Source organism: Variovorax sp. 3319 (assembly GCF_031456585.1).
Classification (GTDB): domain Bacteria; phylum Pseudomonadota; class Gammaproteobacteria; order Burkholderiales; family Burkholderiaceae_C; genus Variovorax; species Variovorax paradoxus_P.
Genome location: NZ_JAVDUZ010000003.1, coordinates 349,921 through 364,690, shown reverse-complemented (window position 1 = coordinate 364,690; position 14,770 = coordinate 349,921). Strand labels below are relative to the sequence as shown.

General features: G+C 66.8%; 13 protein-coding genes. All 13 read left to right on the top strand.

All coding sequences use genetic code 11. From position 1 onward, the window contains the following. Position 1: 1 nt before the first annotated feature. From J2X67_RS08885 to J2X67_RS08825, 13 genes are read left to right on the top strand one after another with little or no spacing between them, the layout of a single operon-like run. Positions 2–718, top strand: coding sequence for a 4'-phosphopantetheinyl transferase superfamily protein (locus tag J2X67_RS08885; protein ID WP_309952288.1), 717 nt, complete (start codon positions 2–4; stop codon positions 716–718). Continuing rightward, complete coding sequence (locus tag J2X67_RS08880) at positions 715–1,536, top strand: alpha/beta fold hydrolase (protein ID WP_309952287.1); 822 nt, start codon at positions 715–717, stop codon at positions 1,534–1,536. The genes J2X67_RS08885 and J2X67_RS08880 overlap by 4 nt, the downstream gene beginning before the upstream one ends. Continuing rightward, entirely contained in the window at positions 1,529–2,455 is a 927-nt protein-coding gene (locus tag J2X67_RS08875) for a hypothetical protein (RefSeq protein WP_309952286.1), read from the top strand. The genes J2X67_RS08880 and J2X67_RS08875 overlap by 8 nt, the downstream gene beginning before the upstream one ends. A 47-nt stretch (positions 2,456–2,502) precedes the next feature. After that, positions 2,503–3,693: a polysaccharide biosynthesis/export family protein gene (locus J2X67_RS08870; protein WP_309952284.1), complete on the top strand. Its 1,191-nt coding sequence runs from the start codon at positions 2,503–2,505 to the stop codon at positions 3,691–3,693. Positions 3,694–3,733: 40 nt separating this feature from the next. Beyond that, positions 3,734–6,049 (top strand): polysaccharide biosynthesis tyrosine autokinase, encoded by a 2,316-nt coding sequence (locus tag J2X67_RS08865; protein ID WP_309952283.1) that lies wholly within the window; start codon positions 3,734–3,736, stop codon positions 6,047–6,049. Beyond that, entirely contained in the window at positions 6,046–6,708 is a 663-nt protein-coding gene (locus J2X67_RS08860; protein ID WP_309952281.1) for a sugar transferase, read from the top strand. Before J2X67_RS08865 ends, J2X67_RS08860 begins: the two co-directional genes overlap by 4 nt. A gap of 56 nt (positions 6,709–6,764) precedes the next feature. Further along, positions 6,765–7,742, top strand: coding sequence for a GDP-L-fucose synthase (locus J2X67_RS08855; RefSeq protein WP_309952280.1), 978 nt, complete (start codon positions 6,765–6,767; stop codon positions 7,740–7,742). 39 nt (positions 7,743–7,781) lie between these two features. Beyond that, positions 7,782–9,113, top strand: coding sequence for a hypothetical protein (locus tag J2X67_RS08850; RefSeq protein WP_309952279.1), 1,332 nt, complete (start codon positions 7,782–7,784; stop codon positions 9,111–9,113). Between the two features lie 9 nt (positions 9,114–9,122). Continuing rightward, positions 9,123–10,220: a glycosyltransferase gene (locus J2X67_RS08845; RefSeq protein WP_309952277.1), complete on the top strand. Its 1,098-nt coding sequence runs from the start codon at positions 9,123–9,125 to the stop codon at positions 10,218–10,220. Further along, entirely contained in the window at positions 10,217–11,167 is a 951-nt protein-coding gene (locus tag J2X67_RS08840) for a hypothetical protein (RefSeq protein ID WP_309952275.1), read from the top strand. Before J2X67_RS08845 ends, J2X67_RS08840 begins: the two co-directional genes overlap by 4 nt. A gap of 48 nt (positions 11,168–11,215) precedes the next feature. Then, positions 11,216–12,148, top strand: coding sequence for a hypothetical protein (locus J2X67_RS08835; protein ID WP_309952274.1), 933 nt, complete (start codon positions 11,216–11,218; stop codon positions 12,146–12,148). A gap of 26 nt (positions 12,149–12,174) precedes the next feature. Beyond that, positions 12,175–13,440 carry a polysaccharide biosynthesis protein gene (locus J2X67_RS08830; protein ID WP_309952273.1) on the top strand — a complete coding sequence of 422 codons (1,266 nt, stop codon included), beginning with the start codon at positions 12,175–12,177 and terminating at the stop codon, positions 13,438–13,440. After that, entirely contained in the window at positions 13,437–14,720 is a 1,284-nt protein-coding gene (locus J2X67_RS08825) for a glycosyltransferase WbuB (protein ID WP_309952272.1), read from the top strand. The genes J2X67_RS08830 and J2X67_RS08825 overlap by 4 nt, the downstream gene beginning before the upstream one ends. Positions 14,721–14,770 lie beyond the last annotated feature (50 nt).

Genomic DNA, 14,770 nt, shown 5'->3' with positions numbered 1-14,770 from the left:
CATGGGACACGCGGCCTTCAACCTTTCTTCCGTCGATGCGCCGGTTTGCCGGTATCTCGACCTGGACGATTGCGCCGGTCCCGGGGCGGCGCTGATCCTGTCGAAGGATGAACGCGCGCGCGCCGGGCAGTTTCGCTTTGCGGTCGATCGGCAGCGCTTCGTGGCCGCGCATGCGGCGCTGCGCTACGCATTGGCCGAGCAGACCGGCGAGCGCGCCGACGCACTGCGCTTTACCCACAGCGCATTCGGCAAGCCTTCGTTGCTGGGCTGGCCGCGGGTTCATTTTTCTTTGAGCCACAGCCAGGGGCTGGGCCTGATTGCCATTGGCGAGCGCGGCCCGCTGGGCGCGGACGTGGAGCAGCTGCGCGCGGTGCCCGACGCACTGGCGCTTGCCGCAACGCATTTCACCCGGCTCGAGAACGAAGCACTGCGCGCCCTGCCCGCTCATGAGCGCGACCACGCCTTTCTTACCTGCTGGACGCGCAAGGAGGCCTGCCTCAAGGCCATCGGCCTGGGGCTGATCGTGCCGCCGGAACGCTTTGAAGTGGGCTTGACGGCCGACTGCCGCAGCGTCGAGGTGCCCGTGGCCGGCCGGATCTTGTGGCTTGTGCTGCAGTCCGCGCCTTCGCGCATGGACAGCGTGGGATCGATTGCCGAGTGGCGGCAGACCCACACCCGCGTCAGCGCGCCGCGCGGCGCAACGGAGAGCTTTGCATGACGACCCCCTATCCATTCCTGTTCGGGCCCGCGTCGCGCCAGATCTTCGGCCTGTTCCATGCCGCCGAAGACGCGCAGCCCGGCAACACCGCCGTACTGATCTGCCCGCCTTTCGGGCAGGAGGGCATGCGCACGCATCGCTTCTTCAAGGTGCTGTCCGAGCGCCTGGCGCGTGCGGGTGTTGCGACCTTGCGCTTCGACTTCTATGGCACCGGCGATTCGCCGGGCGACGAGGACGACGGCGAGCTCGACGGCTGGCGGCGCGACCTGTGCACGGCGCATGAAGAACTGCGCCGGCGCGCACCCGCAAGCCGCATCGTATGGGTGGGCGCGCGGCTCGGCGGCACGCTGGCCGTGCTGGCCGCACGCAACGGGCGCTGCGATCCGGCGCGCCTGGTCTTGTGGGAGCCGGTAATCGACGGCCGCCGCTACGCCCGCCTGCTGCGCGAACAGCACGTGGCTGCAATCGACACCACCTTTTGCATTCCCGACCTGGCCTGGCGCCGCGAACTTTCGCGGGAGCCCGGCGCAATGCCCGAGGAAGCGCTGGGCACATCGCTTTCGCCAACGCTGCGCACGCAGCTGGCCGCGCTCACGCCCGAGTCGCTCGCGCTCACCGCGCTGCACGAGACGCTGGTGCTCACGGGCCCCGACGACGAGCAGACGGCGCAATGGGCTGCCGAGCAGCAGTCGCGCTACATGCCGGTGCGCCTTGCCTACTTTCAGCACCGCCTCGACTGGACGTCGGACCCCTACCCCAACAGCGCCATGGTTCCGGCCGATGCGCTTCACCGCCTGCAGGGTGCCCTTCATGAATGACATGACACAAACCCCGGTCCGGTTCGGCCCCGGAAACTCGCTGGTCGGCACGGTCACCAACCCCGCGCACCAGGTGCCGGCCACCGCCGCATGCCTGATGTTCAACATGGGCGCCAACCACCGCGTGGGGCCGCGCCGCATCAACGTCAAGCTGGCGCATGTGCTGGCCGAGCGCGGCGTGAGCAGCCTGCGCTTCGACCTTGGCGGCGTGGGCGACAGCGACGCGTCCGACTTCTCGAGCGACCTGCACACCCGCGCGCTGCACGACCTGCAGGCGGGCATGGACCTGCTCGAAAAGACGCAGGGCATCCGGCAGTTCGTGATCGTGGCCATGTGCTCGGGCGTGGAACACGCCATGTCGGTGGCCGAGGCCGACCCGCGCGTGGTGGCCGTTTCGCTCTTCGACGGATTCGCTTTTCCGGAGCGGCGCTCCCGCTGGGAGCGCACCGTGCGGCGTGCCATTGCGGCGCCTGCGCACCCGGCGTTCGCGGGCAAGGCCAAGCGCTGGCTCCAGCGGCATTTTCTGCGCAGCCATTCGACAAAGGCGCTGCCAGGCTTCTTCACCGAGAGAAAGCCGGCAGAAGTGAATGCCGTGTGGTTCGGCGCGGCCATGAAGCGCCTGGTCGAACGCAAGGTGGCGGTGCAGCTGCTGTATTCGGGCTCGCTGCATGTTTCGGACCGCGACCGCGACCAGCTCGGCCCGTTCCGCCGCGAGCCGTTCGCCCAGGCCCTTCAGTACGAGTTCATGCGCGAACTCGACCACACCTTCTGCACCGCAAAAGGGCAGCAGCTGTTTCTGCAGTCGGTCGGCGACTGGGTGACCGCTTGCGCCTTCGGTGCCGGCACGGAGCGCCGCACCACCAGCCCCGCCCCGCTCGTTGCAGAGCTCCCACTGCGCGGCGCCTACGTGCCGCAGTAACCCGGTTTCAGGACTTCCAGGATCCCCCACGAGCAAAGGACCATCCCATGGCACACCCCGACTCAGCCAGTTCCCCGCGCATTGCGACCGCTGCATGCGCGTTTGTCCAAGCGTCTGCCAGCGCGCGCATCCGACGCCGCATGGGCACGGTGGCCGCGCTCGTGCTGCCGCTGTGCCTGGGCGGCTGCGGGATTCCTGGCTTCAGCAACCCCGACAGCGGCGGCTGGAGCGCGTCGCGCGCAGAGGGCGAACCGAAGATCGTGCCGATCACGCCCGAGCTGATCCGCACACGCGCCGCGCAAGAGCCGCAAGGCGTGCCGGCCGACGTGCGGCAGCTCTTCGGCAAGGCACCCGCCTACACCATCGCTCCGGGCGACGTGATCGGCATCGTGGTGTACCGGCATCCGGAGCTCATGCCGAATGCGGGCGCGGTCATCTCCCAGCAGTCGGACCCGACGGGCGTGAGCGTGGCACCGGGCTTCATCGTCGATGGCGCGGGCGAGATCACGTTCCCGTATATCGGGCGCACAAAGATCGAGGGCATGACGGAGAGCGCCGCGTCCGACTTCATCACGCGGAAGATTTCTCCCTTCGTGAAAGACCCGCTGGTGAGCGTGCGCATCCAGTCGTTCCGCAGCCGCCGCGTGTACGTGGAAGGCGAGGTTCGCACCCCCGGGCTGCAGATCTTCACCGACGTGCCGATGACGCTGGCCGAGGCGATCAACCGCGCCGGCAGCGTTACCACCGCCGCCGACCGCTCGCGCGTGAACCTCACGCGCGGCGAACGCACCATGACCATCGACCTGCCGCTGCTGCAGCGCTACGGCTTCGATGCGAGCCGCATTCCGCTGCAGAACGGCGACATCGTGAACGTGGGCACCCGCGAGGACAGCCGTGTGTACGTGATGGGCGAGATCCGCAACCCGTCGGCCCTCCTCATGCGCAACGGCCGCCTGAGCCTGAACGAGGCGCTGGGCGACGCGGGCGGCCCCGACCTGCTGACCTCTTCGCCAGGCCAGATCTACGTGGTGCGCAACTCGCGCGGCGACGTGCCCGAGGTGTACCACCTGGACGCGAAGAACCCCGTGGCACTGGCCCTTGCCGACCGCTTCGAGCTGCGGCCGCGCGACGTGGTCTACATCGATCCCGTGCCGCTGGTGCGTTGGAACCGGGTCATCAGCCTGATTCTTCCCGCCGCGCAAGTCGTGAACCTCGGCGGCACGGCCAGCCGCCGCTGAACCCTCCATCCCCGTCCAGGCAACCCAAAAAGGTGATCTCATGAACGCGCACTGGCAACCCGTGGTTACCGCCCCCACCGACGCGGCAACGGCCTCCGAGCAGCCTCCTTCGAGGCTGCGGGAGCACATCGACCTGCTGATCGACAACCGATGGAAGATCGTGAAGATCACGGCCGTGGCGCTGTTGATCGGCGGGGCCTATGCGATGTTCGGACCTCGCGTGTACGAGGCCAACGTGCTGATCCAGGTCGAAGACCCCGAGCGCTCCGGCGGGACGCTGGTCGGCGACTCCGCGAGCAGCGCGCTGAACGCCAAGACGCCCACTGCGGGCGAGGCTGAAATCCTGAAGTCGCGCCTGGTGCTCGGGCAGGCCATCGAGAACACCAAGCTCTACATCGAGGCCGAGCCGCTCTATGTGCCCATCGTGGGCCATTGGCTGGCACGCCGCGCGAAGACGCTTTCTGACCCCGGCTTTGCGGGCCTTTCGGGCTACGTGAGCGGCACCGAGCAGATCGTGGTTGCGCAGATGGATGTGCCCACCGATCTGGAGGGCACGCGCTTCCAGCTGACCGCGGGCGAGAACGGCGCCTACACGCTGACCCACCCCAAGCTGGATACGCCGCTTGAAGGCACCGTGGGCACGCCGCTCGACGCCGAGACCCCGCTCGGCCCGGTGCACCTGCTGGTGGGCTCCGTCGTGGGCCGGCCGGGCGCTGCCTTCTCGCTCGTGCGGCAATCGAAGCAGCTCACCCTGCTCGAGCTGCAGAAAGACCTGCGAGTGATCGAGAAAGGCAAGCAGTCGTCGGTGATGGACGTGAGCTGGCAAACCGACAACCGCACGCAGCTGGCCAACCTGCTCAATGAAGTCGCGCGGCTTTATGTGCGCGTGAACATCGACCAGAAGACCGCGCAGGCGCAGCGCGCGCTCAACTTTCTGGGCAGCGAGCTGCCCAAGCTCAAGCAGCAGCTGGAGGACTCCGAAGAAGCCTACAACCAGTACCGCAATCGCAACGGGACGATCAGCCTCGACGACGAGGCGCGCAATGCGCTGTCGCAGAACATCGACCTGCAGACAAAGCTCTTCGACGCAACCCAGAAGCGGCTGGAGCTCACCGAGCGCTTCACCGCCAAAGACCCTAGCGTCATGACCATCGACGCACAGATTGCTTCGCTGAAGAAGGCTCTCGGCGGCGTCGACCAGCGCATTCGCCGCATGCCGATGATGCAGCAGGACTCGCTGCGCATGCAGAGGGACATCAAGGTCAACACCGACCTGTACGTTTCGCTGCTCAACAGCTCGCTGCAGATGCGGCTCGCGAAGGAAGGCCGCATCGGCAACGTGCGCGTGCTCGACCAGGCGCTGACGCCTGAAAAGCAGATCCGGCCCAAGGCCTCGATCACCCTGGCGCTTGCGCTGCTGGCGGGCCTGTTCCTGGGTGCGGCGTCGACCTTCATGCGCAGGTCGTGGCGCAACACCATCGCCGGCCCGGCAGAGATCGAAACCCACACCGGCCTGGACGTGTATAGCACCGTCACGCTGAGCGACCAGCAGCGCCACCTCGACCGTGCCGTGCTGCAGGGCAAGCCGGGCGTGCATCTGCTGGCTGCGGCCCATCCGGACGACCCGTCGCTGGAAGGATTGCGGCGGCTGCGCACCGCGCTCAAGTTTGCGATGCCGCGCGCGCTCAACAACCGCATCATGATTTCGAGCGCCACGCCGGGCGCGGGCAAGACCTTCGTGTCTTCCAACCTCGCCGCCGTGCTTGCCTCCAGCGGCCGCTGCGTGCTGCTGATCGATGCGGACTTGCGGCGCAGCAGCGTGGCGCCCCGCTTCGGGCTGAAGCGCACCGGCGGGCTCTCGGAGCTGATCCAGGGCACGGTCGAGCTCGACGGCGCCATCCACAAGGGCGTGCTGCCGCATCTCGACGTGATGACCACAGGCGCCTTGCCAGCCGACCCGACGGGGCTTCTTACGAGCGACGCATTCGCCCGCTTGCTCGAAAAAGTCTCGACGCGCTACGACGCGGTGATTGTCGACACGCCGCCCACGCTGCTCGCTTCCGAGACGGCCGAGATGGCGCCCTGCATGGGCACCCTGCTCATGGTTGCGCGCGCCGGCGACAACGAGGTAGGCGACCTGACCGAAAGCATGAAGCAGCTGAGGCACGCCGGTGCGCGCTTCCAGGGCGTGGTGCTCAATGCGGTGGACCCGCGCCACCGCTACTACGGCAGCCTTTCCTACCGCTATGGCGCCTACCGCCTGCGCGCGCACGACTACCCGACCGCACCGCCCGAACTGCCCCGCCCCGCAACGCCGGTGGCAGCCGCAGCCGCGGCGGAGGGAGCGACAGCGTGAACACACTGCCGTCGAATGCGCCCATCCATTGGGCGGGCAATTCGCGATTGCTGATGGCCACCAAACGGGGCGCAGACATCGTGATGGCGAGCTGCTTCTTCCTGTTCCTGGGGTGGGTGTATGCGCTCGTCTGGCTCGGCGTGCTGCTGACCTCCGGCAGCCCGGCGATCTACAAGCAGCCGCGCTATGGCCGCGACGGTCGCGTGTTCAGCTTCTACAAGTTCCGCTCGATGGTGTCCGACGCCGATGCGGTGCTGGCGCGCCACCTGCGCGAGAACGAAGAAGCGCGCCAGCAATGGGCCAAGTACCAGAAGCTGGACAAGGACCCGCGCATCACGCCCTTCGGTGCATTCCTGCGCAAGTACAGCCTCGACGAACTGCCGCAGTTCTGGAACGTGCTCAAGGGCGACATGAGCATGGTCGGTCCGCGCCCCTGCATGTTTTCGCAGAAAGACCTGTACGGGCCCTACTGGGGCCACTACTGCGCGGTGCGGCCCGGCATTACCGGCCTGTGGCAGGTGAGCGGGCGCAGCGAAGTGAGCTACCGGCGCCGGGCGGCCATGGACGCGGACTACGTCGCCACGCTGTCACTGCGCCAGGACGTCGCCATCTTGCTGAAGACCTTTCTCGTGGTCGCGGGCGCAAAGGGTTCCGGCTAGGCCGGGCACGCCTTCCTCCCGCTATCTAAACCCTCAACCTTCAACCGAAAGAACATATGCGTATATACGTTGCTGGTCATCGCGGCATGGTGGGCCAGTCGCTCATGAAGCGGCTGCGGGGCCTCGGGCACGAGGTCGTCACGCGCGGCCGGGAGGAGATGGATCTTCTCGACCAGGAAGCAGTCCGCCGGTTCTTCGCCTCGGAGCACATCGACCAGGTGTATGTTGCGGCGGCAAGGGTCGGCGGCATCCACGCCAACATGACTTACCCGGCGGAGTTCATCTACCAGAACCTCCTGATCGCCGCCAATATCACGCACCAGGCGTTCCTTGCGAACGTCAGGCGTCTCCTGTTCCTCGGCTCGAGCTGCATCTACCCGCGGCTTGCCGAGCAGCCCATCCACGAAGATGCGCTGCTCAGCGGCAAGCTCGAGCCGACGAACGAACCGTATGCAATCGCAAAGATTGCTGGCATCAAGCTGTGCGAAAGCTACAACCGGCAGTACGGCGCCTCCCACGGCATCGACTACCGCAGCGTGATGCCCACCAACCTGTATGGGCCCGGCGACAACTACCACGCACAGAACAGCCACGTGGTGCCGGCCCTCATCAGGCGCTTTCACCTTGCCAAGACCGAGAACGCACCCGAGGTGGTGATCTGGGGCACCGGCCGCGCACGGCGCGAGTTTCTCTACGTGGACGACATGGCCGACGGCTGCATCGCCGTAATGGACATGACGCGCGAAAGCTACGAGCAGCACACCACGCCCATGTGCGCGCACATCAATCTCGGCACGGGCGTCGACCTGTCGATCGGCGAGCTGGCGGCGTTGGTCGGCGACGTCGTCGGCTACCGCGGGCGGATCAGCTTCGACACCTCGCAGCCGGACGGCGCCCCCCGAAAGCTGCTCGACGTGTCATGCGCCGCCGCCATCGGGTGGCAGGCCACGGTGCCGCTCGAAGAAGGCCTGCGCCGCACCTATGCGGCGTACCAGGAGGCGATCCGTCCAGTCCAAGAGATCGCCCACGCCTGAGCCGAACACCCCACACACCCGACCTCACAAGGCCCCGTCATGAGAACACTCTGCTTCTGGTTCGGCATTGCGGCTGCGTTCGCATGCGCCCAGGTAGACCCGGTGTGGGGCTACGCGGCGGTGTGCGTGCTTGCGCTGGTGCAGCTGGCGATGCTCGGCGCCCCGGGAAAGAGCATCTTCCTGCTCATTCACTACACGGCCGTGCTCACCTACTTCTCGGTGGCGCCGGCCATGCAGATCGCGGCCGATGTCTCGTTCTGGGACACGGGCGTGATCGGCAGCGAAGCGCACAGGCAAGCCATCACGCTGCTGCTGCTGTACATGGCGGGCGTGGAAGCCGCGCGGTTCGGCATGCATGAAGCGCCGGCGCCGGACTTTGCGCGTGGGCGCGGAGTGCCCGAAACGCAGATTGCAGGCGTTGCGCACCCCGTACTGCTGCTGTTGAGCGGCACGGTTGCGGCATTTGCATCGCTGTTCATCCGCCCCGACCTGAACTTCATTGCGCGCGGCTTGCCGGACGAGGGTGGGCAAAACCTGCCGGTCGATTTCATCGTGTATTCGACGCTGCCGAAGCTCGTTGTGCTGATGTGCTTCGTGGCACTGGCAATCCATGCGTATCGCCGCCGGACCGTCTGGTCGTGGTGTGCCGCGGGCTTTGCGCTGGTGCTGGCCGGCATTGCGGCCTACCCGGTCAACACGCCCCGGCAAATTTTGCTGATCGGCCTGCTGCCGCTCTTCATCTACGCGCTCGGCGTAAAGCGCCGCTGGCTGCTGTCGATGCTGATCTTCGGCGCCATTGCAGGCCTTGGCCCGGTGCTCAACCTGGTGTCGCGCGGAAGCTTCTGGGGCGAGACGCTCACCACCTTTCCGTACAGCCAGGACTTCGACGCCATGTACATCGTGGCCGGGCTCCTGGAGCGCGCACCGGAACCCGATCTTGGCCTGGGCCGCTACCTGTTGTCGGCCTTCTCTTTCATGCTGCCGCGCGACCTGAAGATGTTTCCGGAGTTCGACCCGCTCGGATGGCCGGCGGTCCTGGGCAATTTCTCGCAAAGCAATCTCTCGCTGCCGCCCTTTACCACGGCGTACTTCGACTTCGGCCTGGCAGGCCCGGTGCTGCTCGGCGTGGCGATCTCGGCCCTGTTTCGCGTGCTCGACAAGGTGGCACAGCCGCATGCCGCGCTCTCGAGCACCTACCTCTGCGCGCTGGTACTGCTGGCCGCTTACGTGCCTTTCATGCGCGGGCCGATTCTCGGATGGGGCCCGTTCGCGGCCTCGGGGCTGATTGCGGCGGTTTTTGCCGGGCTGCTGAGTTCGCGCTTTCGCCAGCCGCGCACAAGGGCGGCTACGTACGCGCACGGCACGACGTGAGGTTTCACCATGTACAAATACCTCTTCTACGACACGATCAGCCTCAACACGGGAGCGGGGGGCGTGCTGAACGTGTCCGACCTTTTGCTGCGCCGTATGCGCATGTGCAAGGGCGATCACATCCAGCCGGTCAGCGAACTGCATCCGCGCCTGTATGCCGCGGCCCAGCGCCTGAAGATCAGCCGCTTTCTGCTGGAGATACTGCTCTACAACTATCACCGGCTGCGGGCGCTGGCGTCCGGCGAGACGGTGTTCTCGCTGTTCCCCAACTACTTTCTGCCGTTCACGCTCTTCGGGCGCCACCGCGATTCGATCGTGGTGGTCCATGACCTGCAGTACAAGGCCTACCCGCAGTACTTCAGCCGCACCAAGCGCATGTGGCTCGACTGGTGCCTGCGTCGCGTGGCCCGCAGCGCAGCCGACGTGGTGTTCATCAGCAGAAGCAGCCAGCAAGACTTCGAGCGCTACTTCGGGCGCTGCGAGCACCCGAACGTGATCTTCAATCCGGTGGATGCCACGCGCTCGCCCGCCCCTCCGGGCCCGGTCAAGGCGGCGCGCTCGGCGGCAATCGGCGAGCGCTATCTGATTGCCTCTTACCACTACTACCCGCACAAGAACTTCGACGGCACGCTGAAGCTGTTCGAACGCATGAAGCGCGAGGGCCTGGTCGACTGGCTGGACGTTACCGGCAACGGCGCGGCCGACGTGAAAAGAATGGTGGCCCGCATGGACCCCGCCATTCGCAGCTGCGTGCGCCACCGGGGACTGGTGCCGCGCAAGGAGCTGACGCAGCTGTATTGCGGCGCGGCGGCGTTCATCTCGCTGTCTGCCTTCGAGGGCTTCAACCTCTCGGCCGCCGAGGCTGCCACGCTGGGCGTGCCGCTTCTCCTGTCGGACATTCCGGTGCACCGCGAACTGTTCGGCGATTACGCCTTCTTCGTCGGCAACGGCTCTTGCGATCTTGCCGGGCTGTCGCGCTACCTGGCCGAGCACCGGTCCAAGCAGCCGGCCTGGCCGCTTGCCGAAGCCTGTGCGCCGGGCGCCGTGGCCAGGCGCTACCTCACGCTGAAGCACGAAGCCGTTTCGCTCGCGGGGGCCATGCAATGACACGGCTCGCAGCCGCCCTTCGGGGTCTTATCCCTGCATGGCTTCTGTGCGCGGCTTGCGGGGCATCGGCTGCAACCGGCGCGGCCGAGCCAACCGGCTTCGGCGTGATGGTGCATTACCTGCCCGACAAGCAATCGATTGCCGATGTGGGCCGCTTCGACGCCGAGGCGCTTGCAGCATCGCTCGCCCGCATGCGGGCTTCGTATCTCATCCTGACGCTGGGGCAGAACAACGGCCAGTTCATTGCACCCAATGCTGCACTGGAGCTGCTATGCCCCGGCAGCCTGGAGAACCGGCCCCCGCGCGACCTGCCGATGGAAATTGGCCGTGCACTGCAACGCCGCGGCATTGCACTGGTGCTGTACCTGCCCTTCCGCGCGCCGCAGGACGACGCCTACCTGATGGACTGCCTGGGTGACGTTTCGGAGCAGAAGCCGCCGCCTGCGCGCTTCATTGCCGGATGGACCGCGGTGATCCGCGAATGGTCGGAGCACTACGGTCCGCTTGCCAAGGGCTGGTGGTTCGACGGTGTCTACAACACCCAGGGCATGTCGGCCGACGACTGGAACGGCCTGTGCGCCGCCGCGCGCACCGGCGCTCCCAAGCGGTGGCTCGCCTTCAATGCGGGCGAGGGTCCGCAGCGCTTCGGCGTGAAGAGCGCGCCCTGCCAGAACCTCATGGCCGGCGAGCTCCTGCAGCCTCCGGCACCTTCGGCCGCCTCGGCGGCATCGGGTGCGGGCCTGGCCTTTCATGTGCTCACGCCGCTTGGTGCCTCGTGGGCCCAGACGACGCCGCCGCGCTTCACGGCCGAGCAGGTGCGCGACTGGATTGCCGACGCGAAAGCGCGAGGCGGGCTGTTCACGCTCGATCTTCCGCTGGACGCGGACTTTCGCTTTCTGCCCTCCCACGTCGCGCTTGTGCGCAGCGCCACCGCGCCGCGCCCCTGACCGCCCGATTGCCACGCACCCATTACCCACGCCACTCGTCCACAACCCATGACCAACGCTCTCGCATTCATCGTGGTGGAAGACCGCCAGAACAAGACCCTGCTGCTTTGCCGCGAGTCCGCGGCACGGGCCGAGGAGCACCTCGTCGTGCTGGCCGGCACCGAGGCCGGGCGCGACTACGAACGCCTGTGCAGCCACTATGTGCACCTGTCGAGCAACCCGGCGGAGTTCGAGAAGATCTGCTTCCGGCGCTACTTCCTGCTGGCCGAATATCTCAAGGCGCATCCGGAGTGCCGCGAGTTCGTGCTGATCGACAGCGACGTACTGCTGTTCCGGGGCGTCGGCGCGCACATCCGCCGCGTGGCCGGCAAGGCGGATTTTTCAGGCTCCTACGTGCGCCCGCGCGACGGCTGGGAGCCGTGCCAGATATCTCCCCACGTGAGCTACTGGACCGCAATGGGCCTGCAGCGCTTCATTGCCTTTGTGCTCAACACCTACGCCACGCCCGCGGGGCGCAGAAAGCTGCGCGCCATTGCGGCGCGTTTCGCGGCCAAGGGTGTGCGCGGCGGCGTATCGGACATGACCCTGCTCCACCTCTGGGCCCATGCGAGCGGCAATGCAGACCCCATCAACCGCGTGTTCGGCGGGCGGGTGATCGACCACAACATCAACGGCGGCCACAACCTGCTGGTGAACGAATTCCAGGAGCGCGGTGGCGCCAAGCGCATCGTGTATGTGGACGGGCAGCCCAGCCTGGTAACGCCGGCCGGTGAGCTGGTGGGCGTGATGGCGCTGCACTTCCAGGGCGGCGCAAAGACAGCCATGGCGCACGTGCTGCATGGCCGTGTGCGCACCGCCGCCGCAGTGACGTTTGCACTGCGGGCCGCACGCCGCGCCAAGAACTGGGCCTTCGGGCGCGGCCTGCTCGCGCAGCGAGCGATGGGCGTAGGCCGGTTTGCGGGCGCATCCGCCCCGAAATGAAACCCGGCACGCATCGGGCACGCGCCATGAACCTCCTCGACCGCTCCTTCACGCTGCCCGGCCTTCGCGCCGTGCAGATTCGCGGGCTGGGCGCGCTGGCTTCGCGGCTCTATGCGTACCTGTCGGGTTTCCTCGCCGTGTTTCTGATGGCGGCGTATGTCTCGCCCGCGGAGTTCGGCGAATACTCGATCTACCAGTCGGTGCTGGAGGCGGCGCTGGTCGTTGGAACGCTGGGCAGCCCGCTCCTGTTCTCGCGCGAAGCGGCCAGCGTGCCGCCGGGCGTGCGGCGGGGCGACGTGCTGCGCACGCTGGCCATCGGCATTCCGCTGGCCGCGCTGCTGGCTGCCGTCATCCTGAAGGTTCAGCACCTTCCAGTGGCCAGCGTGCCCTTTGCGCTGATCGTGACCACGCTGGCAGTCTTCTCTTTCATCAGCCTGCGTCTTTCGTACAGCCGCGGACTGGGCTATGTCGGGCTGCTCAACCTGGAAACGGGCGTTCGCTCGACCATCCTGGTGCTGGGCATTGCAGCCCTTGCGGTGGTGGGCTTCGACCTGGACGCATGGCACCTGCTGCTCATCAACCTGACGGCATTCCTGCTCGTGGGTGCCGCGAGCCTGCGCACAGGCTGGGCGGCGGGGCCGCCCGGCGGCCGGCCGGCGCTGCGCCTGCAGTCGCAAGGTGCAGCCACGGCCTATTCGCTGCTGATGTTCCTGCTTCGCAAGTCCGACCTGCTGGTGGTCGCCTTCTTCATGCCGCTCGGATACGTGGGCGCTTTCAAGGTCGCGTTCCTGCTGGCGGAGGCACCGTCGCAGTTCGTGCAGGCGTTTCTCTACACAAAGACGCGCGCGATGCTGGGTGCCGAGGCCGGCAAGCTCGATGCCTCGACGCTGCAGCTGGCCAGGCAATCGTTCCTGCTGGGCTGCGTGCTCTTTGCCTGCCTCGGCGCGCTGATCACGGTTGCCGCGCCGCTTCTGAAGGTCGGGCATGAGGCGCTCGAGATCTTTCTTTGCATTGCGCCGTATTTCCTGCTGCGCACCTACACGATCCATCACGAGATGCTGCTGGCGCTCAAGAGCCCGGTGCCCGCGCTGGGCGGCTGGGCGCTGCTCGAGGTGGCGCTGCGGCTCGTGTCCTACGGCGTGGTGGTGGCGGTTTTTCCGGGCAAGCCGCACTACGTTTTCTTCATCGCTTTCGTTTCCGACTTTGTTCTTTATGAAGTTCGGATGCGCGCGCTGTTCGGCTTCTATCCGATCGTGCGGCTGGTCCGCGGCTCCTTGGAAAGGGCATCGTGAAAATTCTTCTCTATTCGATGAACTTCACGCCCGAGCTGGTCGGCATCGGCAAATACTCGGGCGAGATGGCGCAGTGGCTGCATGAGCAAGGCCATGACGTGCGCGTGATTGCATCGCCGCCTTTCTTTCCGCACTGGGCGCCGTTCGAAGGGTATTCGGCCTGGGCCTACCGCAAGACGGACTGGAACGGCATCACCGTGTGGCGCGCGCCCACCTGGGTGCCTGCACGGCCGCGTGCACTGGCGCGCATTGCGCACCTCTTCTCGTTCATGGCGTCGAGCATGCCCCTGCTCCTTGCGCAGATCCGCTGGAAGCCGGACCTGGTCTTTGTGGTGGAGCCGCCGCTTTTCTGCGCGCCTGCCGTGCTCTTCTTCTCGCGGATGCTGGGCATCAAGTCGTGGCTTCACATCCAGGACTACGAGGTGGACGCCGCCTTTGGCATGGGCCTGGTGCGCGGTGCGCGCACGCGGCGCTTTGCCCTCTCTGTGGAGCGCTGGCTGCTGAGCCAGTTCAGCCGCGTGTCGACCATATCGGCCGCGATGCTCGACAAGGCAAGGGACAAGGGCATCGACGAGAGCCGGCTCGTGCTGCTGCCCAACTGGGTGGACGCGCGTGCGATCTTTCCGCAACCCGCAGCTGCGGCGGCGGTGGGCGAGCCCGCGAGCGGCTATCGCAGCACGCTTGGCATTCCGGCGGACGATGTGGTGGTGCTGTATGCGGGCAGCCTGGGTGCCAAGCAAGGCATCGAGCTGCTGGCCGATGCGGCGCAGCGCCTGGTTGCGGCCGCGCACATCCACTTCGTTTTTTGCGGCAACGGCCCGAGCCGCGAGCCGCTGATGTCCGCCTGCGCAAGCCTGCCCCGCGTGCACTTCATGGACCTGCAGCCCGCTGAAAGACTCAACGAACTGCTCGGCATGGCAGACATTCACGTGCTGCCGCAGCGCGCCGATGCCGCCGACCTGGTAATGCCTTCGAAGCTGGCCGGCATGCTTGCAAGCGGCAAGGCGGTGATTGTGACGGCCCATGCCGGCACCGAGCTCAGCAATGTGGTCTCCGGCCGCGGCATGGTGGTGGCGCCCGGCGACGCCGATGCGCTGGCCGACGCCATTGCGCAGCTTGCCGTGTCGCGCCCGCAACGCGAGGCCATGGGCGCGGCGGCGCGTTTATTCGCCGAGACCGAACTGGACCGCAACGCCATCCTGCAGCGCCTGGATCGCGAGCTGCTGCGCTGCGTGGCCGAGCCGCTCGCGGTGCCCTCCCCCACCGGATCCAGGCCATGAATTTTTCGAGAACGTGAAACCTCGTCCAACCCTGAAAACTCATTAGGAAT

Excerpts from the sequence above, each read along its gene's own strand:
- J2X67_RS08885 (WP_309952288.1), top strand. The coding sequence starts at position 2 with ATGGGACACGCGGCCTTCAACCTTTCTTCCGTCGATGCGCCGGTTTGC.
- J2X67_RS08880 (WP_309952287.1), top strand. The coding sequence starts at position 715 with ATGACGACCCCCTATCCATTCCTGTTCGGGCCCGCGTCGCGCCAGATC.
- J2X67_RS08875 (WP_309952286.1), top strand. The coding sequence starts at position 1,529 with ATGAATGACATGACACAAACCCCGGTCCGGTTCGGCCCCGGAAACTCG.
- J2X67_RS08870 (WP_309952284.1), top strand. The coding sequence starts at position 2,503 with ATGGCACACCCCGACTCAGCCAGTTCCCCGCGCATTGCGACCGCTGCA.
- J2X67_RS08865 (WP_309952283.1), top strand. The coding sequence starts at position 3,734 with ATGAACGCGCACTGGCAACCCGTGGTTACCGCCCCCACCGACGCGGCA.
- J2X67_RS08855 (WP_309952280.1), top strand. The coding sequence starts at position 6,765 with ATGCGTATATACGTTGCTGGTCATCGCGGCATGGTGGGCCAGTCGCTC.
- J2X67_RS08850 (WP_309952279.1), top strand. The coding sequence starts at position 7,782 with ATGAGAACACTCTGCTTCTGGTTCGGCATTGCGGCTGCGTTCGCATGC.
- J2X67_RS08845 (WP_309952277.1), top strand. The coding sequence starts at position 9,123 with ATGTACAAATACCTCTTCTACGACACGATCAGCCTCAACACGGGAGCG.
- J2X67_RS08840 (WP_309952275.1), top strand. The coding sequence starts at position 10,217 with ATGACACGGCTCGCAGCCGCCCTTCGGGGTCTTATCCCTGCATGGCTT.
- J2X67_RS08835 (WP_309952274.1), top strand. The coding sequence starts at position 11,216 with ATGACCAACGCTCTCGCATTCATCGTGGTGGAAGACCGCCAGAACAAG.
- J2X67_RS08830 (WP_309952273.1), top strand. The coding sequence starts at position 12,175 with ATGAACCTCCTCGACCGCTCCTTCACGCTGCCCGGCCTTCGCGCCGTG.